This window comes from Xanthomonas campestris pv. asclepiadis, assembly GCF_020784175.1.
Lineage (GTDB): Bacteria > Pseudomonadota > Gammaproteobacteria > Xanthomonadales > Xanthomonadaceae > Xanthomonas > Xanthomonas campestris_D.
This window is the reverse complement of record NZ_JAJGQM010000002.1, coordinates 91,486-113,536: the sequence shown is the minus strand read 5'-3', so window position 1 is coordinate 113,536 and position 22,051 is coordinate 91,486. Positions and strand designations below refer to the sequence as shown.

Genomic DNA, 22,051 nt, shown 5'->3' with positions numbered 1-22,051 from the left:
CGCCACCGAGCATCCGATGCCACTTCTCCTCGCCATTCCGCTGGCCGTGATCATCGCCCTGGCGGTACTCGCAGTGCTGCTGCCGTTGTCGCTGGTGCAGCGCTTCCGTGTCGGTACTGCGCGGCGACAGGCGCGTGGCTGGTTGTTGATGATCAATCTGGCCTCGGCTGCGCTCTCCAACGTGTTGTTCGTCATTTTCGCGCTGGTTGCTGCGGCGTTCTGGCCCGGCGCGATCAGCCACGCCGCATTCGGTTGGGCCTGCGGGCTGGCCTTGGGTCTGCTGGCGTTGCGGTTGACCCGCTTCGAGCGCACCCAGCAGGGCCTGTTTTACCGGCCCAATCTGTGGCTGGTGCTCGCGGTGACGGCGTTGGTGGTGGTACGCGTCATCGCCGGCATGGTGCAGGGCTGGCGCAGCGCCTGGCAGGGCGTGGCCTGGCCCACGGAAGGCTGGCTCAGTCATGCCAGTTTGCTGGGCGCGGCCGGCGTATTGCTTGGATATGCGCTCGCGTATGCCACCTTGCTGTGGTGGCGTTGGCGCAGTGCGCGCCTGCGTGGCAGCGTTTACTGGCGGTGATCCTTAAATTGAAGCCTTACCAACGCACAATTCCGAAATAACTGGCGTTTCTACAAACCTCGACTTTCAAGAAGTGCTCAGATTGTATATCACTAGGTACCATTTATCCGGTCAGGATGAGTAGTACTAAGGTGTAACCACTGTTACTGCCAGCCCTCTCGGTGCTGGCATTAACAATTTCAAGTATGCCTAATTAATTAAATGCTTCCGCAGCTTTGAGCATCTGCGCGTCTGCTGGTGCTATGCGAATGGCACTTAGGCAATCTGGAGAGGTTTCCGGGAACGAGAACTCCATCTTCTCCTGGTTTTTAACAACGGCTAAAGTTAATGTTTCTGAGCTACTCTGTCCTCTCGGAATATTTGAAATCAGATAATTTGGGTATTGGCTCTTAAAGTCCTGGCGAGAGACGCAGGAACCTTCCAGACTGAGTAAGACTGATTCGATATTTTTTTTATCGGCTGATATTGATATGGAAGAGTCCTTGGCAGTCAGATGATCGCCTATTTTTAATATTCCTCCGCTAACTTTATACGTTCCTTCGTTTTTCAGACTCGGCGTCGAAATTCTGGCTCCAGGCCATGAATTAATAAATTCAGAGGGTGATTTTTTGAGATTTCTCGAAATTTCTTCGGCTAGTTCAAACGTACGAGCAGCATCCGCTGCTGTCGCTGCTGTCGCTGCTGTCGCTGTTGAAATCTTAGTTGCATATAATGAAGGTGCAATCAGAGCAGCAAGCAGCGTTATTGTAAGGCGGGAATATGATGATCTGTTAAGGAAGTTTGTCATACTGCTCTCCATAATATGCGTTATAGTTCTGTCCTGTGGTTGAGGTTACGTTGTTCGCGCAGAAAGATTTTCCAACGTTTGATGCGACATTAGGTCCTCCAGCATAGTAAACCCCAAAAAGCTGATCGGGATTTGATGCTGCAAGCTTAATGTCTATGCTATTTTGAGTGGAACTCCATATTTCATTCCTTGCAACTATGTTATTTGTTACGGCAAGTCCTTCCATCTTGCATGCTTCATCTATATATGCTTGCCGAGTCGTTTTGGTAAACGAATAATTGAATTTCACATGGCCAAATTCATGGGCTAGGGCTGAGACTGTAAAATACATGCCCGGCATATCTTGACTCGCGCAGCTATAATTTCGGATATATACAACTTTATTTGGCATGTCCGTATAGCTGGCCGAGCCGTAAGCGATCTTGAAAGTGGTGCTGCTGTTTATCTGTGCAGTAAGTGTCGTTGATTGGGAAGTTATAAAGTCAATGCAGGTTCCAAGTCCTGTGGTAGGGACGGTTGTCTGAGCCTGAGCTCCAAAGGAAACGAGTGCAAGAAGAAATATCGCTGCCGCATGGCATCTTATTCTCATGGTATCTCCATATTTAATTGAAGAAGTCGCGCTGATTTCTACGCGATCTACCCCCCCGCAACGAAATCCTAAACGTAAAATTCCCTTCGAACTGAGGTTTTGATCAAAAAAACAGGCCCTTGCGGGCCTGTTTGGTGAGGTGCTTAGTCAATCGGTGTGCTTAGAAGCGCGCGCCGACACCGAAGCCGACGGTCCACGGATCCAGTTCCAGCTCGCTGCCGGTGCCCTGGCCGCCTTCGCGCAGTTCCGGACGCGAACGCATGTAGCGGGCGTCGGCACGTGCGAACCAGGTGGAGTTGATGTTCATGTCCACGCCGACGGTGCCGATGACACCCTTGGCGGTGTCCAGGCCCACGTGCTGGCCGCTGGCCGACGCCGCGTCGATCTTCTCGTTGCTGAAGTTCGACTCGTAGTAGCCCACGCCCACGAACGGACGGAACACGTTATCGGCCTGGCCGAAGTGGTACTGGCCACTGATGGCGATCGGCTGCTGCTCGACGGTACCGACCTTGCCCACGCCATCGGCGTTGACGCGGTGGTTGAACTTGTCGGCTGCGCCCCAGAGTTCAACGGCCCAGTTGTCGTTGATGTAGTAGCTGGCGCTCAGCGTCGGCGCCGGGCCGCCATCGACGTCCAGGCCCGGGGCCGGATCGTTCTTCGGCTTGATCAGAGCAACACCGCCGACCACGGCCCAATGCTTTCCGGAGGCGCTGTCGGCGCTGGTGGAAGCCGAGGTGGTATCGCCGGTGTAGGTGGTGTCTTGTGCAAATGCAGACGGGGCAAACGCAAGTGCGGATACGGCAGCCAGGCTCAGGATGGAAATGGCACGCATTGGGGGTCTCCTCAGTGTTCTTGTTAGGCCCGTGGAGTGGGCCGCGCCAAAGCTATTCCTGAAAATCTGAATCCACGCCCACCCGTGGCTCGCTAAAATTTCGTTTGTTCAGCAAGTTTCCGGAGAAGGCCGTGGCTACGACATGCAAGCTGAAAAAGACATTCACGCAGATGCGATCGCCGTGACGAAAACCGACGTGTTGCAGGGCCTTCCAGCGCACATTCCTAACGATTGCCGTGTATTGGTGCTCGGTTCGATGCCGGGTAATGCCTCGCTGCACGCGGCGATGTACTACGCCCATCCGCGCAACCGATTCTGGCCGCTGATGCAGGCATTGCTGGGCATCGATGCCGGGATGGCGTACCCGGCGCGCCTGCAGGCGCTGGCCGGCTGCGGGGTCGGCCTGTGGGACGTGATCGGCCAGTGCGAGCGGCGCGGCAGCCTGGACACCGCCATCGTTGCCAGCAGCATCGTGGTCAATCCGCTGGCGGCGCGGCTGGCCACGCTGCCGCAGCTGCGCGCGGTGGCCTGCAATGGCGCGGCCGCCGCGCAGGCATGGCGCCGGCATGTGCAGCCGTTGCTGCTGCCGGTCGCGTCGCAAACAGTGCCGGTGTGGGCGTTGCCATCCACCAGCCCGGCCAATGCGGCGTGGTCGCTGCAACGGCTGTGCGCGGCCTGGCAACCGCTGCGCGATGCGCTGGAGTAGCGACGTTGGATCGCCACGCAGCCACTCCACGATCGAGGCATCCGTAGGGCGAGGGGCGCCGTTGGCGCCAGCTACCTGCGGCCGGTCCAGCCAGCACGTGTGACCACCGCAGTGCCGGCCGTGCTGGCGACGGCGCAGCCACCGGCCGGAAGTCATGCCAGCCTCCGGCACGGGCAAGTGCGCCTCCTGCGCAGGCATGCTGCCCCCAACGCATAGCGGAAACGACCAGATGGCGATCAAGCACGCATTACCGAGGGCAGCGGGCCTGCTGCTGGGCCTGCTGGTCGCCGGACAGGCCGCCAGCGCCGACGATCTGCACTGCAACGTCAGCAGCGATTACGACCTCACGCTCAACCCGCGCAGCGTGATCCTGATCCGCACGTCGGGCACGTCGGGCACGTCGGGCACGTCGGGCACGTCGGGCGCGCCGCAGCGTCTGGTACTGCGTCAGGGCGCGTTGTTCGTCGACGACCACTGGGTCGCGTTGAGCGCGGACGATCGCGCCCGATTGATCCAGTTCGAGCGGCAGACCCGTGACGTGGTGCCGCTGTCGCAGGAGGTCGGGCGCGAAGCGGCCGATATCGCCGTCACCGCGCTGGGCGAGGTCGCGGCCGGCTTCAGCCGCAGTCCCGAGGCCACGCGCGTGCAACTGGCGGCCGTGCGCGAAAAGATCGACACCCGCCTGAAGCAGAGCTTCGGGAAAAGCCAGCTGACCTCGATCGATATCGATGACGACATCGGCGCGATGGTGGCCGAGCTGCTGCCGCAGCTGATCGGCGATGTCGTCGCCGGCGCGGTGCAGACGGCACTGACCGGAAACGATCTGCAGCTGCGGTCGCTGGAGGGGCTGGGAACGCGCATCGAGCGCCTGATCGAGCCACAGGCGCATGCACTGCGACCACGCGCGCAACAGCTGTGCGCACGGGTCGAAGCGCTCGACGGCCTGGACAATGCGCTGGCGTATCGTTTGCCCTCGGGCGAGCCATTGCAACTGTTGCGGGTCGATCGACACGCCTCGAAATGATCCGGCGCCTGCGCCTGCGAACGCTGCGTCCCGCCCGATGCGCGACTTTTTCCACGGCAATGGTTGGCGCTGCGGGCCGCAGCCGGCCACAATAGGGGTTTCCCCATTCTGTTGCCGGAGTTCCCCGTATGGCCGAAATCAAGGAAGCACTTGTCCCCGATATCGGTGACTACAGCGATGTCCCGGTAATCGAGGTGCTGGTGTCGGTCGGCGATACGGTCAGCAAGGACCAGAGCCTGGTCACGCTGGAATCGGACAAGGCCACGATGGAAGTGCCCTCGTCGGTGGCCGGCGTGGTCAAGGAGATCAAGGTCAAGGTCGGCGATTCGCTGTCGCAGGGCGCGCTGGTCGCGCTGATCGAAGTGGCCGACGCCGGCACCGAGACCGCCGCCGCGCCCGCAACGGCCGCCGCTCCGGCCTCCCCGGCCAAGGCCGCGCCCGCCGCCGCGCCGGCGCCTGCCGCCAAGGCTGAACCGGCGGCGCCTGCCGCGTCTTCGGAAGGTGGCCTGGTCGAGGCGCGCGTGCCGGATATCGGCGACTACACCGACATCCCGGTGATCGAGGTGCTGGTCGCCGTCGGCGATACCGTCGCCAAGGACCAGAGCCTGGTCACGCTGGAATCGGACAAGGCCACGATGGAAGTGCCGTCCTCGGCCGCCGGCGTGGTCAAGGAACTCAAGGTCAAGGTCGGCGACACGCTCTCGCAAGGCAACGTGGTGGCGATCATCGCTGCCAGCGATGGCGGCGCCGGTGCGGCGCAGTCTCCGGCCAAGCCCAGCACCGACACCGCCGAAACCGCCGGCAAGGTCGAGCCGGTCGCGGTGTCTGCGGTGCCGGACAAGCTGGCTCAGCGCGAGATCGCGCAGGTGCAGGGCGCTCGCTCCAGCGAGGCCGCACAGCCTGCGCAGGGCGGCCAACCGTCGGCCGGCAGCCCGTCCAGCCCGCCGGTGACCTTCGACGCCGACAGCGTGCTGCCGTCCAAGGTGGCCTACGCCAGCCCGGTGGTGCGCGTGTTCGCACGCGAGCTCGGCGTGGATCTGAACCAGCTCAAGGGCAGCGAAAAGGGCGGGCGCATCACCCGTGAGGACGTGCAGCGCTTCGTCAAGGCCGCACTCAGCGGCGGTACGCCTGCCGCAGCCGGTGCTGCGCCGGCCGGTGGCGGCAACGGCCTGAACCTGCTGGCCTGGCCGAAGGTGGACTTCAGCAAGTTCGGCGAGACCGAGACCCAGCCGCTGTCGCGCATCAAGAAGATTTCCGGTGCCAACCTGGCGCGCAACTGGGCGATGATTCCGCACGTCACCCAGTTCGAATCGGCCGACATCACCGACCTGGAAGCGCTGCGCGTGGCGCTGAACAAGGAAAACGAGAAGGCCGGCATCAAGCTGACCATGCTTGCCTTCCTGGTCAAGGCCAGTGCCGCGGCGTTGAAGAAGTTCCCCGAGTTCAATGCCTCGCTGGATGCGGCCGGTGAAAACCTGACGTTGAAGAAGTACATCAACATCGGCTTCGCCGCCGACACCCCTAACGGCCTGGTCGTGCCGGTGATCCGCGACGTCGACAAGAAGGGCGTGCTGCAGATCGCGCAGGAAAGCGGCGAGCTGGCCAAGAAGGCGCGCGACGGCAAGCTCGGCCCGGCCGACATGAGCGGCGGCTGCTTCTCGATCAGCTCGCTCGGCGGCATCGGCGGCACCGCGTTCACGCCGATCATCAATGCGCCGGAAGTGGCGATCCTGGGCGTGTCCAAGTCGGCGATGCAGCCGGTGTGGAACGGTAAGGAATTCGCGCCCAAGCTGATGCTGCCGCTGTCGTTGAGCTACGACCACCGCGTCATCGACGGCGCGCTGGCCGCACGCTTCACCACCTACCTCAGCCAGGTGCTGGCCGACATGCGCCGCGTCCTGCTGTGAGAGCAGCGCTGCTGACTTTCGCCCTGCTGGGCGTGCTGCCGTGGACATCCGCGGCAGCACGCCAGTGCGAGAGCACGCTCGGGCGCGGCTGGCCGCCGGCGGTGGGCAACTACGGCACTGCGGTGACCACGCTGCTCGACGCCGGCACCAGGCCGAGCCTGGCGTTGCTGACGCTGCCCACCCGTGGCGTGGAAAGCGGCGTTTCGCTGGTGCCAGGCAAGGATGGCGCCGACTGGACCTTGCGGCATAGCCGCGCCGACGAGCGCGTCTACAGCTGGGTCAGCCAGAGCGATCGCGGCAGCGTGCAGTTCCGCACCGAGCAGACTCCGGAAACGGTGGAGATCCCGATTCCGGCGGCGTTGGCAAGGCGCCTGGTCAGCAACTGGACTAGCGCACTGACGCAACTGGCGCCGAGCGGTCGCAGCGCGCCGGTGAGCGAGGGCGAGGTGCTGTCGTTCCAGGTCGATGGCGTGCGTTACAGCGGCACCCGCCCGAGCTGCGGCGCCGGCGAGCTGCTGCTGCAGCAGGCCGCGCTGCTGATCGAAGCCAGCGAAAGCAAGCAAAACAAGCGCGACAAGCGCTGGACCCAAGTCGAATCGTCGCTGGATGAACTCCAGCAGACGCTTGCCGGCACGGCCGGTTGAGCCACAGGAGAAGCAAATGGCGGTCATTGAAATCAAGGTTCCCGACATCGGCGATTACAGCGATGTCCCCGTCATCGAAGTGCTGGTCGCCGTCGGCGACAGCGTGGTCAAGGACCAGGGCCTGGTGACGCTGGAGTCGGACAAGGCCACGCTGGAAGTGCCGTCCTCGGCCGCCGGCGTGGTCAAGGAACTCAAGGTCAAGGTGGGCGACAGCCTGTCCGAAGGTGCGCTGGTGCTGCTGCTGGAAGCCGAAGGTGAGGCCGCCGCACCGGCTGCGCCCGCCAAGGCCGACAGCAAGCCCGCACCGGCGGCTGCGGCGCCTGCCGCCGCGCCCGGCAGCAAGCCGCCGGTGACGCCGTCGCATCGCGCCCCGGCCGAACCGGCGCCGTCCAAGCCGGCACTGGCCAGCGGCAAGCCGGCCGATATCGAATGCAAGATGGTGGTGCTCGGCGCCGGCCCCGGCGGCTACACCGCCGCGTTCCGCGCCGCCGACCTGGGCCTGGACACGGTGCTGATCGAGCGCTACGCCAGCCTGGGCGGGGTCTGCCTCAACGTCGGCTGTATCCCGTCCAAGGCGCTGCTGCATGCCGCCGCGGTGATCGACGAAGTGGCGCATGCCGGCGACTTTGGCGTGGACTTCGGCCAGCCCCAGATCACCCTGGACAAGCTGCGTGAGTACAAGGAAAAAGTCGTCGGCAAGCTCACCGGCGGCCTGGCCAGCATGGCCAAGCAGCGCAAGGTGCGCACCGTCACCGGCGTGGCATCGTTTGTGTCGCCGAACGAGCTGGAGATCGTCGGCGACGACGGCAAGACCCAGCTGCTGCGCTTCGAGCACTGCATCATCGCCGCCGGTTCGCAGGCGGTGAAGCTGCCCAACTTCCCGTGGGACGACAAGCGCGTGATGGATTCCACCGACGCGCTGGAACTGCACGACATCCCCAAGACCCTGCTGGTGGTTGGCGGCGGCATCATCGGCCTGGAAATGGCCACGGTGTACAGCGCGCTCGGCAGCAAGGTCACCGTGGTCGAGTTCATGGACCAGCTGATGCCGGGCGCCGACAAGGACCTGGTCAAGCCGCTGGCCGATCGGCTGAAGAAGCAGGGCGTGGAGGTCCATCTCAAGACCAAGGCCACCGACGTCACCGCCGACGCCGGCGGCATCACGGTGTCGTTCGAAGCGGCCACCGAAGGCGAGAAGCCGGGTCTGCAGGCCACCGCCTACGACCGCGTGCTGGTGGCGGTCGGCCGCACGCCCAACGGCAAGAAGATCGGCGCCGACAAGGCCGGCGTCACCATCACCGAGCGCGGCTTCATCCCGGTCGATCGGCAGATGCGCACCAACGTGCCGCATATCTTCGCCATCGGCGACATCGTCGGTAACCCGATGCTGGCGCACAAGGCCACGCACGAAGGCAAGCTGGCCGCCGAAGTGGCTGCCGGCGAGAAGAAGGAATGGGTGGCGCGGGTGATTCCGTCGGTGGCCTACACCAACCCGGAAATCGCCTGGGTCGGCGTGACCGAGACCGAGGCCAAGGCCAAGGGCCTGAAGGTCGGCGTGGCCAAGTTCCCGTGGGCCGCCAGTGGTCGCGCGATCGGCATCGGCCGCACCGAAGGCTTCACCAAGCTGATCTTCGACGAAGACACCCATCGCATCATCGGTGGTGCCATCGTCGGTGTGCATGCGGGCGACCTGCTGGCCGAGATCGGATTGGCGATCGAGATGGGCGCCGAAGCCGAAGACATCGGCCATACCATCCATGCGCATCCGACCCTGAGCGAGTCGGTCGGCATGGCCGCCGAGGTCTACGACGGCACCATCACCGACCTGTACATCCCGAAGAAGAAGTAAGCGCCGTTCCGCACAGGCTTGCCGCCGCGTGTGGTGCGGTCGCCGCGGTGGTGAGGCGACGCATGGAGGTCGTGATGGGGCAGGGCAATCTGTGTCCTGAACTGCAGGCGCTGCTGCAGCGCGAACTGGCCAGCGGCAACCGTATCGCCGAGCCGCCGCGGCGGACCGACTGGCCACATCCGGGCTCGGTGTTCGTCTCGCTGAAGCGCGACTTGCGCAGCGACGTGGCGTCGCTGCCGGCAACGGTGCAGCATGCGATCTGCACCGATCCGCACTACGGTTGGCACGACGAGTGCTACTGCACCACGCACCAGCATCTGTTGGTAGCTGGTGCGACCAAGCCGCCCTGAGCGTGTCCGCTGCTGCCATGGGTTGCAGCCGCGTCGGTTACTTGCCACGCATCCGTTGAACGACAGAACCCCGCATCGCTGCGGGGTTCTGCATGAAGCTGCTTTTTCGGGTCCCGGGTCCCGGGGCCCGAAAGAATCAGAACGCGAACGTCACGCCTGCGACCGGGCCCTTGAACTCCTGCTTCAGGCCGATCAGACCGTCGCTGCCGCGCTGGTCGACGTCGAGCTTGAACCAGTCGTAGCCGGCGAACAGACCGAAGTTCTTGGTGAAGCGGTATTCGGCAATCGCGTTGGCGCGGCTCAGGTCGCCGTCGTAATCGTCGAAGTTGCCCCAGCTGGTGTTGAGGTACTGGCCCTGCACGTTGAACAGCCAATGCTCGCTCGGACGCGCGGTGAAGCGGATACCGACCACCGGCGCAACGCCGTCGGCCTTCTCGTTCAGCACGTCGCCGGTGAACACGCTGCCCAGATCGGCATAGGCGTTGGCTTCGACTTTGGCGTACTCGGCACCGAGCTGCAAGCCCAGGCTGAATTCCGGCGAATCGATGACCGAATAGTCATACACCAGGGTGGCGACCTGATACTTCAGCTCACCCTTGATGAAGCTGCCGGTCGGCACGGTGACGCCACCGGCGCTCAGATCCTGGGTCAGGGTCTCGCGGCGATCCTTGTCGTACTTGAAGTAATCGAAGATCAGGCGCTGACGGGTGCTGATGCGGAACACGCCATCGATGCGCGGCTCCCATTCCTTGCCGCCGAGCTTGAAATCTTCGTTGACCGACACGTTGTTGCCCGCCACCAGCGTGTTGCCACGGATGGTGTTGTCGTTGTCGACGTTCATCGCACCGAGACGGAGCTGGAAGCGGTCATCGGTATCTTCGGCGTGCGCGGGCGCGGCATAGGCGGCAGCCAATACGCACGGGATGGCCAGTGCGAGGAGGTGTTTCATGGAGAGCTCCGAATTCTTGGAATGGTCAGGCGGTTGGGCCTGTGCCGCGCATCTTCGATAAGACGGCGTCTTCCATAAGTGAAGGAGCTGTCGCATTGCCGTGAAGGCCGAGATAGCAATCGGACAAAACGGTCCGCTGCTGGAGGCAGTCCGACTTTAGTCGTACGCCACGCAATTTGGGCGCCAATGGCGAAGCACGATGGCGGGTGCCGCGCCGCGACTGCACCGATTGGACCGCCGATGGGAAGGTCGCGGGGTGCGACAAAATGCGCAAAAAGCAGGAGCCCCGGTGGCCCGGGGCTCCCATACGCGACCTGCGGCAGGACCTTTCGACGAGGATGTGCAGGCCTCGCGGGATATGACCGCCGGTTTGTGGCAAAGTTCCCACCCGCTGCGGCAACCCCTGTATGGTGCGACGCAGCAACGGATGACCTCTGCCGGTTGTCTCGCAATTTGTCCCATTGCTATACTTTCGCGGCTCGACGAGGCGCATCTGCGCTTCCCACTCATTCACACGTAAGGTAACCGTAGTGCTGAACTCCGTTGACGCGGGTCGGCGGTTGATGCTGCGCGCTGCGGTATATCCGCTTGCTGCCGTAGCTATAACCAGTCTGGGGTTGCTGTTGGTCGGTCCCCGTTACTCTGCCGGTCTGGCATTGACCGGGTTTGCGACGGTGCTGGGCGGTTGGGTGGCAGCACGTACCGCGCTAGGTGGCGGTATTCAGGCAGCCGGCATTGCCATGGTCCGGCTGATTCTGGCGATGGTGTTGAAGTGGGTGTTGGTTTTCGTGGCGCTGGCGCTTGGCTTCGGCCTGTGGCGGCTGCCTCCTCTGGCCCTGTTGGCGGGTATCGCCATCGGGCTGATTTTTCAGGTTCTGGCTCTGGCCAGGCGTTGATTCGAACTTAAAGGGCTCCGGACACATGGCGGGCGAGGCAGCAACACCTACCTCCTATATCCAGCATCACTTGCAGAACCTGATCTATCCGGTTCGCGAGGGTGGCGGCACGTTTTGGACCATCCACGTCGACACCCTGGTCATGGCGGTGTTGATGGGCCTGGTCATGGTCCTGGCGTTCTGGACGGCGACCCGCAATGCCACCGCCGGCGTGCCGGGCAAGTGGCAGGCGTTCGTCGAGATCTGCCTGGAGTTCGTCGACCGCCAGGCCAAGGACACCTATCACGGCAGCAGCAAGCTGGTGACGCCGATCGCGATCACCATCTTCTTCTGGATCCTGTTGATGAACCTCATCAAGATGATCCCGGCCGACTTCATCGCCATCCCGCTGGGCTGGGCCGGCATCCACGCCTGGAAGCCGGTGCCGACCGCCGACGTCAATGCCACCCTGGGCATGTCGATCAGCGTGTTCTTCCTGATGATCGTGTTTTCGCTGCGCTCCAAGGGCGTGGGCGGCATGACCAAGGAATTCCTCACGGCGCCGTTCGGCAAGTGGATGATGCCGTTCAACCTGCTCTTGAACATCGTCGAGTGGCTGAGCAAGCCGATTTCGCTGGCGATGCGACTGTTCGGCAACATGTTCGGCGGCGAGATCGTCTTCCTGCTGATCTGGGTGCTGGGCGGTGCGGGCATCGCCGGCATGTTCGCTGGCGGCGTATTCGGCCTCGGCTGGATGCTGTTCCACCTGTTGGTGATTCCGCTGCAGGCCTTCATTTTCATGATGCTGTCGATCGTGTATCTGAGCCTTGCCGAAGACAGCCACTGAGTTTGCTGCACCCTTCATCTGCTTCATCCCGATTCATCCATCACCCTTAGAAACTTTCGTTCGGAGATCACCATGTACCTCGCCGTCCTGACCAACCTCGCTCAAGTCCAGAGCTCCACCGTCCTCGCCGTCGGCATCATGATCGGCCTGGCCGCGCTGGGTGCCGGCCTCGGTCTGGCCATCATGGCTGGCAAGTTCCTGGAATCTGCCGCGCGCCAGCCGGAACTGATTCCGGTGCTGCAGGTCCGCATGTTCATCACCGCCGGCCTGATCGACGCCGCGTTCATCATCAGCGTCGCTGTCGGCCTGCTGTTCGCCTTCGCCAACCCGCTGGCCCAGGTGTTCATCGAACGTCTGTCGCAGGCTGCCGGCTGATCCAGCGGTAGCAGGATGTGGAGGCAACCGCGTGCGGTTGCCCCCGCGGATGAAGGTCGGAAAGCGTCGCCCCGCGGTGGCGCTTTCACCCCTAAACAGCGATTGAGCGACCCATGGATATCACCCTTACCATCTTTGCCCAGGCGCTGGCCTTCGCCGGTCTGATCTGGATCGTCGCGACCAAGATCTGGCCGCCGCTGCTGCAGGCGATCGAAGAGCGTCAGCAAAAGATCGCTGAAGGTCTGGCTGCTGCCGATCGCAGTCAGAAGGATCTGGCGCAGGCGCAGGAAAAGGTCAACGAAGCACTGAAGGACGCACGCACCAAGGCCAACGAGATCATCGATCAGGCCCATGCGCGCGCCAACCAGATCATCGAAGCGGCCAAGCACGAGGCAATTGCCGAAGCCAACCGTCAGAAGGATCTGGCACAGACCGAGATCGACGCGTCCGCCACGCGTGCCCGCGAGGAACTGCGCAAGCAGGTGTCCGTGCTGGCCGTCAGCGGTGCCGAGAAGCTGCTCAAGCGCGAAATCGATGCCAACGCTCACAAGGCGCTGCTCGACGAGCTGGCGGCGGAGATTTAATCGATGAGTCAGGCCCTCACACTTGCCCGTCCGTACGGCCGCGCCGCGTTTGCGATCGCGCGTGAGGGCGGCAACTTCGCGGCCTGGTCCGATGCGCTGGCGTTTTCGGCGCAGGTGGCCGGCGACCCGCGCGTGGTCGCGCTGCTGCTCAACCCGGCCCTGCGCCAGGATCAGGCAGTGACGTTGCTGGCACCGCCGCAGGCGAGCGAAGACTATCTGCGTTTCCTCGGCCTGCTGGCCGACGCGCAGCGGCTGTCGCTGCTGCCGGAAGTGGCAGGACTGTACGAACAGCTGCGGGCCGACGCCGAACACGTCGTCAAGGCGACGGTGACCTCGGCGGCTGCAATGAGCCAGGCGGAAGTGGACACGATCGCTGCTGCGCTGAAGAAGCGCTTCGGCCGCGAGGTGGACATCACCACCGCGGTGGATGCTTCGTTGATCGGCGGCGCGGTGATCGACACCGGCGACGTGGTCATCGACGGCTCGCTGAAGGGCAAGCTTGCGCGTCTGCAAAGCTCGCTCGCCCACTGAATTCACATAAACGCATGGCCCTCGCGGCCGGCACCTAGGACTGAACGATGGCAACCACGCTCAACCCCTCCGAAATCAGCGACCTGATCAAGACCCGCATCGAGGCGGTCAAGCTGTCCGCAGAGTCGCGCAACGAAGGCTCCGTGACCAGCGTGTCCGACGGCATCGTGCGCATCTTCGGCCTGGCCGACGTGATGCAGGGCGAAATGATCGAACTGCCGAACAACACCTTTGCGCTCGCACTGAACCTGGAGCGCGATTCGGTCGGCGCCGTGGTGCTGGGCGATTACGAGAACCTGCGCGAAGGCGACGTGGCCAAGACCACCGGCCGCATCCTGGAAGTGCCGGTCGGTCCGGAGCTGCTCGGTCGCGTGGTCAACGCGCTGGGCGAGCCGATCGATGGCAAGGGCCCGCTGGGTGCCACCCAGACCGCACCGGTGGAGCGTGTGGCGCCGGGCGTGATCTGGCGCAAGTCGGTCGACCAGCCGGTGCAGACCGGTTACAAGTCGGTCGATGCGATGATTCCGATCGGCCGCGGCCAGCGCGAGCTGGTCATCGGCGACCGTCAGACCGGCAAGACCGCGCTGGCGATCGATGCGGTGATCAACCAGAAGGGCACCGGCATCAAGTGCGTGTACGTGGCGATCGGCCAGAAGGCCTCGACCGTTGCCAACATCGTGCGCAAGCTCGAAGAGAACGGCGCGCTGGCGCACACCGTGGTGGTGGCTGCGACCGCGTCCGAATCGGCCGCGATGCAGTACATCAGCCCGTATGCCGGCTGCACCATGGGCGAGTACTTCATGGACCGCGGCGAAGACGCGCTGATCGTGTATGACGATCTGTCCAAGCAGGCCGTGGCCTACCGCCAGATCTCGCTGCTGCTCAAGCGCCCGCCGGGTCGTGAAGCCTATCCGGGCGACGTGTTCTATCTGCATAGCCGTCTGCTCGAGCGCGCTGCGCGCGTGTCCGAGGAGTACGTGGAGAAGTTCACCAACGGTGCGGTGACCGGCAAGACCGGTTCGCTGACCGCGCTGCCGATCATCGAAACGCAGGCCGGCGACGTGTCCGCGTTCGTGCCGACCAACGTGATCTCGATCACCGACGGCCAGATCTTCCTGGAAACCGACCTGTTCAACGCCGGCATCCGCCCGGCCGTGAACGCCGGTATCTCGGTGTCGCGCGTCGGTGGTGCGGCCCAGACCAAGATCATCAAGAAGCTGTCCGGCGGTATCCGTATCTCGCTGGCGCAGTACCGTGAGCTGGCCGCGTTCGCGCAGTTCGCCTCGGACCTGGACGAAGCCACCCGCAAGCAGCTCGAGCGTGGTCAGCGCGTCACCGAGCTGATGAAGCAGAAGCAGTACGCGCCGATGTCCATCGCCAACCAGGCGCTGTCGATCTATGCCGTCAACGAGGGCTACCTCGACGAAGTGCCGGTGAACAAGCTGCTGGCGTTCGAAGAAGGCCTGCACGCGCACTTCGCCAACACCCAGGGTGAGCTGATCTCCAAGATCAACACCACCGGCGGCTGGGACAACGACATCGAAGCTGCCTTCAAGAAGGGCATCGAAGAGTTCAAGACCACGGGCAGCTGGTAAATCCAGCTGCGGGAATCGGGAATCGAGAATAGGGAATCGTCAAAGCGGGTTGGCTGTGCCAATTCCCGACTTACGATTCCCCATTCCCACTAAGCGAGCGAAGCGAGCGAGTATGGCAGGCGGACGCGAAATCAAAACCAAGATCAAGAGCGTGCAGAACACCCGCAAGGTGACGCGCGCGCTCGAAATGGTCTCGGCCTCCAAGATCCGCAAGGCGCAGGACCGCATGAAGACCTCGCGTCCGTACGCGCAGGCGATGAAGCAGGTGATCGGGCATCTGGCGCAGGCCAGCACCGACTACCAGCATCCGTTCCTGGTCGAGCGTGAGCAGGTCAAGCGGGTCGGCTACATCGTGATCTCTTCCGACCGCGGCCTGGCCGGCGGTCTGAACAACAACTTGTTCCGCAAGATGCTGGGCGACGTGCGCCCGTGGCAGGAGCAGGGCGCCGAGATCGACGTGGTGACCATCGGCCAGAAGGCCTCGGCGTTCTTCCGTCGCATCAAGGTCAACATGGTCGGCAGCGTCACCCATCTGGGCGACAGTCCGCAGATCGAGCAGTTGATCGGCGTGATCAAGGTGATGCTGGATGCGTTCGTCGAGGGCAAGGTGGACCGCGTGTATCTGGTCTACAACCGCTTCGTGAACACGATGACGCAGAAGGCCAGCTTCGATCAGCTGCTGCCGCTGCCGGCCGCCGAGCACAAGGTGGCCCACCACGATTGGGATTACCTCTACGAACCCGATGCCGCGACCGTGCTGGAGCACGTGATGACGCGTTACATCGAGTCGCTGGTGTACCAGGCCGTGCTGGAAAACGTGGCCTCTGAACATGCCGCGCGCATGGTGGCGATGAAGGCCGCCAGCGACAACGCCAACAAGATGATCGGCACCTTGCAACTGGTCTACAACAAGGCGCGCCAGGCGGCGATCACCCAGGAAATTTCGGAAATCGTCAGCGGCGCGGCCGCCGTATAGCCGGGAATAGGGAATGGAGAATCGGGAATGGTCGAAGCAGCAGCACTTGATCTTCCCATTCCCGACTCCCGTTTCCCTATTCCCGACACAAGAATCGAACAGACATTAGTGGAGTTATCCAAATGAGTCAGGGCAAGATCGTTCAGATCATCGGCGCGGTCGTCGACGTCGAATTCCAGCGCAATGAAGTGCCGAAGGTCTATCACGCGTTGAAGGTCGAAGGTACCGAAATCACCCTGGAAGTGCAGCAGCAGCTCGGCGATGGCGTGGTGCGCACCATTGCGCTCGGCTCCACCGACGGCCTGAAGCGCAACCTGCTGGCCACCAACACCGAGCGTGCGATTTCGGTGCCGGTCGGTGCCGGGACGCTGGGCCGCATCATGGACGTGCTGGGTCGTCCGATCGACGAAGCCGGCGACGTGCAGGCATCGGACCATTGGGAAATCCATCGCGCTGCGCCGTCGTATGAAGACCAGTCGTCCAGCACCGAACTGCTGGAAACCGGCATCAAGGTCATCGACCTGATGTGCCCGTTCGCCAAGGGCGGCAAGGTCGGCCTGTTCGGCGGCGCCGGCGTCGGCAAGACCGTCAACATGATGGAGCTGATCAACAACATCGCCAAGGCGCACTCGGGTCTGTCCGTGTTCGCCGGCGTGGGCGAGCGTACCCGCGAGGGCAACGACTTCTACCACGAGATGAAAGACTCCAACGTGCTGGACAAGGTCGCGATGGTGTACGGCCAGATGAACGAGCCGCCGGGCAACCGTCTGCGCGTGGCGCTGACCGGCCTGACCATGGCCGAGTACTTCCGCGACGAAAAGGACGAGAACGGCAAGGGCAAGGACGTGCTGCTGTTCGTCGACAACATCTACCGCTACACGCTGGCCGGTACCGAAGTGTCCGCGCTGCTCGGCCGCATGCCGTCGGCAGTGGGCTACCAGCCGACCCTGGCCGAGGAAATGGGCGTGTTGCAGGAGCGCATCACCTCGACCAAGAGCGGTTCGATCACCTCGATCCAGGCCGTGTACGTGCCTGCGGACGACCTGACCGACCCGTCGCCGGCGACCACCTTCGCCCACCTGGATTCCACCGTCACGCTGAGCCGTAACATCGCCTCGCTGGGTATCTACCCGGCAGTGGATCCGCTGGATTCCACCAGCCGCCAGATGGACCCGCTGGTGATCGGCCACGAGCATTACGACACCGCCCAGCGCGTCCAGCAGACCTTGCAGAAGTACAAGGAACTGAAGGACATCATCGCGATCCTGGGCATGGACGAGCTGAGCGAAGAAGACAAGCAGTCGGTGTCGCGCGCGCGCAAGATCGAGCGCTTCTTCAGCCAGCCCTTCCACGTGGCCGAAGTGTTCACCGGCTCGCCGGGCAAGTACGTCTCGCTGAAGGACACCATCCGCGGCTTCAAGGCGATCTGCGACGGCGAGTACGACCACCTGCCGGAGCAGGCGTTCTACATGGTTGGCAGCATCGAAGAAGCCGTCGAGAAAGCCAACAAGATGAGCGCCAAGGCGTAACAGCCGGGATTTGGCATTCGGGATTCGGGATTTGGTACGGCGGTGAGCGGGGTGCGGAGACGAGGTGAGTGGCCACAGTGAAAGCTGCGGTTGCCAATCCCGAATCCCCAATCCCCAATCCCCGCCTCACAACGTGAGGCACCATGAGCACTATCCGTTGCGACATCGTCAGCGCCGAGAAGGAAATCTTCCACGGTGAGGCGACGCTGGTCGTGGCCACCGGCGAGCTGGGTGAGCTGGGCATCGCGCCCAAGCACGCGCCGCTGATCACTCGCCTGAAGCCGGGCAAGGTGGTGGTCACCACCGCCAGCGGCGAACAGCTGGACTTCGCCATTTCCGGCGGCATCCTGGAAGTGCAGCCGCAAGTGGTGACCGTGCTGGTCGACACTGCGGTGCGCGCGCAGGACATCGACGAAGCCGCCGTGCGCAAGGTCAAGGAAGAGGCCGAACGTCTGCTGGCCAACCGTGGCGACACCGTGGACGTGTCCGATGCGCAGCGTCGGCTGGCCGAAGCGACCGTGCAGCTGCAGGCACTGGAACGGCTGCGTCGCACCCTCAAGCATTAAGCACGCGGGCTCGCGCCCGTTTGCTCGTAACGCGATGCCCGCTGCACCGCCACACCCAGGTGTGGAGTGAAAACGCCGACCCTCGTGTCGGCGTTTTCGTTTCTGGCGCTGCGCATGCGTGGCGCGGCCTCCATGCCTGGGTGCGGCAGGCACACTGCCTGCCTTACGCTGTGCCGCCGGCTGCAGGTGGCGCAGCATCTCACTCATGCATGTCGAGGAACACCCGATGACCCGCACGATCGATGGCTTTCGTGGTTATGCGCTGAGCGGCCTGCTGGCCGTGGCGATGCTGGGATGTGCGCTGCCGGCCCGCAGCCAGCCGCCGCTGGATCCGTTGCTGGATCGCATCGTGCAACGCAACGCCATCGGCGATGCGGTGGCGCTGAGCAAATGGGACAGCGGCAAGCCGGTGCTGGACCAGACCCGCGAGGCGGCGGTGCTGCAGAGCGTGCGCGAGCAGGCGCCTGCGCACGGGCTGGATGCCGACGATGCGGCGCGCTTCTTCGCTGCGCAGATCGAGGCCAACAAGTCGGTGCAGTACGCATTGTTGAACCACTGGCGCGAACGTGGGCGCGCGCCGGACACGGCGCGTCCGGATCTGGCAAGCCTGCGCACGCGTCTGGATCAACTGCAAGGCGAATTGCTCGACGCACTGGCCGGTGTCGCGCCGGCACGTGCAGCGCCGCAATGCCCGGCCAATACGGCGCATGCCGCCGCCCGGTACGCTGCACAGTGGCAGCTGGACGCGCTGCATCGCGCCGCACTGGTGCGCAGCCTGGGCGATTTCTGCCGCTGAACCCCCGCACCGCCACCAGCACTCAAGCGCCGACCGTCCCCTTGGGGGAGGGGGACGCCCTACCAAGCAAGCGATCAGCGATGCATTGGCTGATCTGCACATGGTGGCGACATAGATCGCGTTTTCTTCAGTCGAAAGCAGCAGCGTCTTCGGTCACTGCGCTCGCTCAGCGATACACCACGTGCCGGCCCAGGAAAAACGACACGATCGCCAGGCCGCCTTCCACCAGCGGTTTGGCCAGCCAGGCCTGGCGCAGGCCAACCAGATCCACCGTTGCCGACAACAGCCAGGTGCTGATGAGGGTCAGTGCCAGCCACATCAGCGCAAAGCGGCGAAAACGCGGCCAGCCCAGGCGTGCACCGCCGTCCTGGGCGAAGGTGTAGCGGCCGTTGAGCCAGAAGCCCAGCACCGCGCCGCTGATCCGCCCGAGCAGATTGGCCGGCACGGCAGGCATGCCCGCCGCGGTGGCGGCGATGAAGATGCCGCAATCCACCGCCAGCTGCAGGGCGCCAATGATCATGAATTGGCTGCCTTGGCGGAACAGACTCATGCAGGCCGGGTCATCGTGGAGGGGCGCTCATGCTAACGGCAGCGACGCTTGAAAAGTGTCATCGTCGCGCGTGCTGCAGGCGGAACACCACGCATTGCCGGGACAGCGACTAGAATTTGGCGCTCCCACATTCTGGAACGCTTCGATGACTCTGCCCTTGCACGTCGTGATCCTGGCCGCGGGCGAGGGCAAGCGCATGCGCTCGTCCCTGCCCAAGGTGCTGCAGCCGCTGGCGGGCCAGCCGATGCTGGCACATGTGATCGCCACCGCGCGGCAGCTGCAGCCGGCAGCGATCCATGTGGTGCACGGGCACGGCGGCGAGCAGGTGCAGGCGGCGTTTGCCGCGCACGGCGATCTGCACTGGGCCGAACAACGACAGCAACTGGGCACCGGGCATGCGGTGCAACAGGCAATGGATGCAATTCCGGATGCGGCGACAGTGCTGGTGCTGTACGGCGATGTGCCGCTGATCCAGTGCCAGGACCTGCTGCAGCTGCTGCACGCACCCGGGCGCATGGCAGTGCTGGTGGCCGATGTGCCCAATCCCACCGGGTACGGCCGCATCCTGCGCGATGCCGAAGGCAAGGTCGCCGCGATCGTCGAGCAGAAGGACGCCAATGACGAGCAGCGCCGCATCCGCACCATCAACACCGGCATCCTCACCGCCGAGTCCACGGCGCTGCGCCGCTGGCTGGCCGGTCTGTCCAACGAGAATGCACAGGGCGAGTTCTATCTCACCGACGTGTTCGCCAGCGCCGCCGCCGATTTCACTCCGGCCGACATGGTGCACGTGGCCGATGCGCAGGATGTGGAAGGCGCCAACGACCCCTGGCAGCTGGCGCAGCTGGAGCGCGCCTGGCAACTGCGTGCGGCGCGTGCGCTCTGCCTGCAGGGCGTACGCATGGCCGACCCGGCGCGCGTGGAGCAGCGCGGCTCCGTGACGGTAGGCAGCGACGTGCAGCTGGACATCGATGTGGTCCTGGAGGGCGATGTGACACTTGGCGATGGCGTGGTGATCGGCCCCTTCGTGCGCTTGCGCAATGTGACGCTGGGCGCCGGCACGCAGGTGCGCGCCCATTGCGATCTGGAAGGCGTGGTGACCGAAGGGGCAGTGCAGATCGGCCCGTTCGCGCGGCTGCGTCCTGGCACCGTGCTGGCCGATGGCGTGCATATCGGCAACTTTGTCGAGACCAAGAAGGTCACGATGGGCGTGGGCAGCAAGGCCAACCATCTGACCTACCTGGGCGATGCGGTGATCGGCAGCAAGGTCAACATCGGTGCCGGCACCATCACCTGCAATTACGACGGGGTGAACAAGTCGCAGACCAGCATCGGCGATGGCGCCTTCGTCGGCTCCAACAGCGCGTTGGTGGCACCGATCGAGATCGGCGCCATGGCCACCATCGGCGCGGGCTCGGTGATCACCCGCGATGCGCCTGCCGGCCAGCTCAGCGTCACGCGTGCGCGTCAGACCGTGGTCGAAGGCTGGGAACGCCCGACCAAGAAATAGCGTGTTTTCTAGGCGTGCGGCGTGGCTGCACGTCGCTGCAAGGGGCGGGCCGCCGCTGTGCAGCGGTGCCATGCACAGGCCACCCCCGTCACGACCGATCACGAGGTGCACGATGCAAACGTCACGTTGCGCGTTGCGGGTGACATTACTGCTGACATTGGCGGCATTGCTGCCCATGTCAGCCTATGCGCAGACCCACCGGCTGTATCTGGCGCCGGATGGCAACGATGCGGCGGCGGGCACCAGCGCAACGACCGCGTTGCGGAGTCTGGCGGGCGCCCAGCAGCGGTTGCTGGAGCAGCGGCCCAGCGGCGCGGTGGACGTGGTGATTGCCGCAGGCACGTATCTGCGGCAATCGGTGCAATGGACCTTCACCAACGGGGCGCCCATTCGCTTCATCGCTGCGCCGGATGCGGCCGCGCCACCATGGTTCGACGGACGCGGCGGTGCGACCTGGTTCACGCTGAAGGGCGGCGGCGATACCGCTACCCGGCTGACCTTCGCCGGGTTGAAGGTGAGCAATTACTGGATGGCGATGGACCTGGGCAGCAGCAAGCGCAGCGCCGACGGCAACAGCGGCAACGTCATCCGCAACATGAGCTTCGAGCGGATCGGTGGCATCCATGGCAGCAGCAGCGAGGCCGCCTATTCGTTCGCGGCGATCCGCCTGCAGAACTCGCGCGACAACCGCATCGAACGCAATCGCTTCATGTCCATCGAAAACGACACCCGGACCTCTGGCTTCGTGCACGCGATCTACCTGGCGCGCCACTCCTCCGGCAACCGCATCGAAGGCAATACCTTCACCGAGGTCAACGGCGATGCCGTGCGTACCCGCGATGCCTCCGACAACACCTACGTGGCGTCCAACCGTTTCGTCCGGGCCGGCAAGTACGCGGCGTTTTCGGACTGGATCAAGCCCGATGGCGAATGTCCGTCGCAAGGCGGGCAGTTCGTCGACAACACCGTGGGGGCTGGCTATTACGGCGCCATCGCCGCCACCCGCACCAGCGGTGCCGACGATGCCTGTGGCGCGTTGAAACAGCCGCGGATCCAGGAGCGCGGGACGCTGCGCGGCGATTGAACGCTGCGATCGCTTGCAGCGA

General features: G+C 63.9%; 24 protein-coding genes. 19 read left to right on the top strand and 5 right to left on the bottom strand.

Features of this window, described 5'->3' with window-relative positions; all coding sequences use genetic code 11:
• Window positions 1-16: 16 nt before the first annotated feature.
• The gene (locus tag LL972_RS01385; protein WP_228326092.1) at window positions 17-574 is read left to right on the top strand and encodes a DUF1453 domain-containing protein; all 558 of its coding nucleotides are present in this window, start codon (window positions 17-19) and stop codon (window positions 572-574) included.
• 193 nt (window positions 575-767) lie between these two features.
• Here LL972_RS01385 and LL972_RS01380 read toward each other — a convergent pair whose 3' ends face one another.
• The 3 genes from LL972_RS01380 to LL972_RS01370 all read right to left on the bottom strand — a co-directional run bounded on the left by LL972_RS01380 (window position 768) and on the right by LL972_RS01370 (window position 2,782).
• Window positions 768-1,361 (bottom strand): hypothetical protein, encoded by a 594-nt coding sequence (locus LL972_RS01380; protein WP_228326091.1) that lies wholly within the window; start codon window positions 1,359-1,361, stop codon window positions 768-770.
• Window positions 1,345-1,950 (bottom strand): hypothetical protein, encoded by a 606-nt coding sequence (locus LL972_RS01375; protein ID WP_228326090.1) that lies wholly within the window; start codon window positions 1,948-1,950, stop codon window positions 1,345-1,347. Before LL972_RS01375 ends, LL972_RS01380 begins: the two co-directional genes overlap by 17 nt.
• A 160-nt stretch (window positions 1,951-2,110) precedes the next feature.
• Complete coding sequence (locus LL972_RS01370; RefSeq protein ID WP_228326089.1) at window positions 2,111-2,782, bottom strand: OmpW/AlkL family protein; 672 nt, start codon at window positions 2,780-2,782, stop codon at window positions 2,111-2,113.
• A 142-nt stretch (window positions 2,783-2,924) separates the two neighbouring features.
• On the opposite strand from LL972_RS01370, the gene LL972_RS01365 reads away from it, so the two are divergent.
• From LL972_RS01365 to LL972_RS01340, 6 genes are all read left to right on the top strand, one after another.
• Complete coding sequence (locus tag LL972_RS01365) at window positions 2,925-3,488, top strand: DNA-deoxyinosine glycosylase (RefSeq protein ID WP_228326088.1); 564 nt, start codon at window positions 2,925-2,927, stop codon at window positions 3,486-3,488.
• A 229-nt stretch (window positions 3,489-3,717) separates the two neighbouring features.
• The gene (locus tag LL972_RS01360) at window positions 3,718-4,512 is read left to right on the top strand and encodes a DUF2884 family protein (protein WP_228326087.1); all 795 of its coding nucleotides are present in this window, start codon (window positions 3,718-3,720) and stop codon (window positions 4,510-4,512) included.
• Between the two features lie 128 nt (window positions 4,513-4,640).
• Complete coding sequence (locus tag LL972_RS01355) at window positions 4,641-6,419, top strand: dihydrolipoyllysine-residue acetyltransferase (protein WP_228326086.1); 1,779 nt, start codon at window positions 4,641-4,643, stop codon at window positions 6,417-6,419.
• Window positions 6,416-7,063, top strand: coding sequence for a hypothetical protein (locus LL972_RS01350; RefSeq protein WP_228326085.1), 648 nt, complete (start codon window positions 6,416-6,418; stop codon window positions 7,061-7,063). Before LL972_RS01355 ends, LL972_RS01350 begins: the two co-directional genes overlap by 4 nt.
• A 16-nt stretch (window positions 7,064-7,079) precedes the next feature.
• Window positions 7,080-8,912 carry a dihydrolipoyl dehydrogenase gene (gene lpdA, locus LL972_RS01345; protein ID WP_228326084.1) on the top strand — a complete coding sequence of 611 codons (1,833 nt, stop codon included), beginning with the start codon at window positions 7,080-7,082 and terminating at the stop codon, window positions 8,910-8,912.
• A gap of 62 nt (window positions 8,913-8,974) precedes the next feature.
• On the top strand, window positions 8,975-9,262 hold the full coding sequence (locus tag LL972_RS01340; protein ID WP_126942533.1) for a hypothetical protein: 288 nt from the start codon (window positions 8,975-8,977) through the stop codon (window positions 9,260-9,262).
• 136 nt (window positions 9,263-9,398) lie between these two features.
• On the opposite strand, the gene LL972_RS01335 is transcribed toward LL972_RS01340, so the two are convergent.
• Window positions 9,399-10,211: a hypothetical protein gene (locus tag LL972_RS01335; RefSeq protein ID WP_228326083.1), complete on the bottom strand. Its 813-nt coding sequence runs from the start codon at window positions 10,209-10,211 to the stop codon at window positions 9,399-9,401.
• Window positions 10,212-10,741: 530 nt separating this feature from the next.
• Here LL972_RS01335 and LL972_RS01330 point away from each other — a divergent pair.
• From LL972_RS01330 to LL972_RS01285, 10 genes are all read left to right on the top strand, one after another.
• Window positions 10,742-11,107 carry a hypothetical protein gene (locus tag LL972_RS01330; protein ID WP_016901016.1) on the top strand — a complete coding sequence of 122 codons (366 nt, stop codon included), beginning with the start codon at window positions 10,742-10,744 and terminating at the stop codon, window positions 11,105-11,107.
• Between the two features lie 25 nt (window positions 11,108-11,132).
• A complete protein-coding gene (gene atpB / locus LL972_RS01325) occupies window positions 11,133-11,933 on the top strand; it encodes a F0F1 ATP synthase subunit A (protein WP_065468439.1) in 801 nt (266 codons plus the stop codon).
• Window positions 11,934-12,005: 72 nt separating this feature from the next.
• A complete protein-coding gene (atpE, locus tag LL972_RS01320; protein WP_002814105.1) occupies window positions 12,006-12,308 on the top strand; it encodes a F0F1 ATP synthase subunit C in 303 nt (100 codons plus the stop codon).
• 113 nt (window positions 12,309-12,421) lie between these two features.
• The gene (locus tag LL972_RS01315; RefSeq protein WP_016901014.1) at window positions 12,422-12,892 is read left to right on the top strand and encodes a F0F1 ATP synthase subunit B; all 471 of its coding nucleotides are present in this window, start codon (window positions 12,422-12,424) and stop codon (window positions 12,890-12,892) included.
• A gap of 3 nt (window positions 12,893-12,895) precedes the next feature.
• The gene (locus tag LL972_RS01310; protein WP_228326082.1) at window positions 12,896-13,423 is read left to right on the top strand and encodes a F0F1 ATP synthase subunit delta; all 528 of its coding nucleotides are present in this window, start codon (window positions 12,896-12,898) and stop codon (window positions 13,421-13,423) included.
• A 47-nt stretch (window positions 13,424-13,470) separates the two neighbouring features.
• Entirely contained in the window at window positions 13,471-15,018 is a 1,548-nt protein-coding gene (gene atpA, locus LL972_RS01305) for a F0F1 ATP synthase subunit alpha (protein WP_115003856.1), read from the top strand.
• A 112-nt stretch (window positions 15,019-15,130) separates the two neighbouring features.
• Window positions 15,131-15,994, top strand: a complete 864-nt coding sequence (atpG, locus tag LL972_RS01300) for a F0F1 ATP synthase subunit gamma (RefSeq protein WP_228326081.1) — start codon at window positions 15,131-15,133, stop codon at window positions 15,992-15,994.
• A gap of 122 nt (window positions 15,995-16,116) precedes the next feature.
• Window positions 16,117-17,523, top strand: coding sequence for a F0F1 ATP synthase subunit beta (atpD, locus tag LL972_RS01295; protein WP_046963369.1), 1,407 nt, complete (start codon window positions 16,117-16,119; stop codon window positions 17,521-17,523).
• A gap of 143 nt (window positions 17,524-17,666) precedes the next feature.
• Window positions 17,667-18,089 (top strand): F0F1 ATP synthase subunit epsilon, encoded by a 423-nt coding sequence (locus LL972_RS01290; protein WP_228326080.1) that lies wholly within the window; start codon window positions 17,667-17,669, stop codon window positions 18,087-18,089.
• Between the two features lie 226 nt (window positions 18,090-18,315).
• On the top strand, window positions 18,316-18,885 hold the full coding sequence (locus tag LL972_RS01285; RefSeq protein WP_228326079.1) for a chorismate mutase: 570 nt from the start codon (window positions 18,316-18,318) through the stop codon (window positions 18,883-18,885).
• Window positions 18,886-19,051: 166 nt separating this feature from the next.
• Here the strand turns inward: LL972_RS01285 and LL972_RS01280 are convergent, their stop codons facing one another.
• Window positions 19,052-19,435 carry a GtrA family protein gene (locus LL972_RS01280; protein ID WP_104583250.1) on the bottom strand — a complete coding sequence of 128 codons (384 nt, stop codon included), beginning with the start codon at window positions 19,433-19,435 and terminating at the stop codon, window positions 19,052-19,054.
• Window positions 19,436-19,580: 145 nt separating this feature from the next.
• Between LL972_RS01280 and glmU the strand changes: the two genes are divergently transcribed.
• Both glmU and LL972_RS01270 read left to right on the top strand, forming a co-directional pair.
• Window positions 19,581-20,945: a bifunctional UDP-N-acetylglucosamine diphosphorylase/glucosamine-1-phosphate N-acetyltransferase GlmU gene (glmU, locus tag LL972_RS01275; RefSeq protein WP_228326078.1), complete on the top strand. Its 1,365-nt coding sequence runs from the start codon at window positions 19,581-19,583 to the stop codon at window positions 20,943-20,945.
• Between the two features lie 112 nt (window positions 20,946-21,057).
• Complete coding sequence (locus LL972_RS01270; protein ID WP_228326077.1) at window positions 21,058-22,029, top strand: NosD domain-containing protein; 972 nt, start codon at window positions 21,058-21,060, stop codon at window positions 22,027-22,029.
• Window positions 22,030-22,051: the final 22 nt, after the last annotated feature.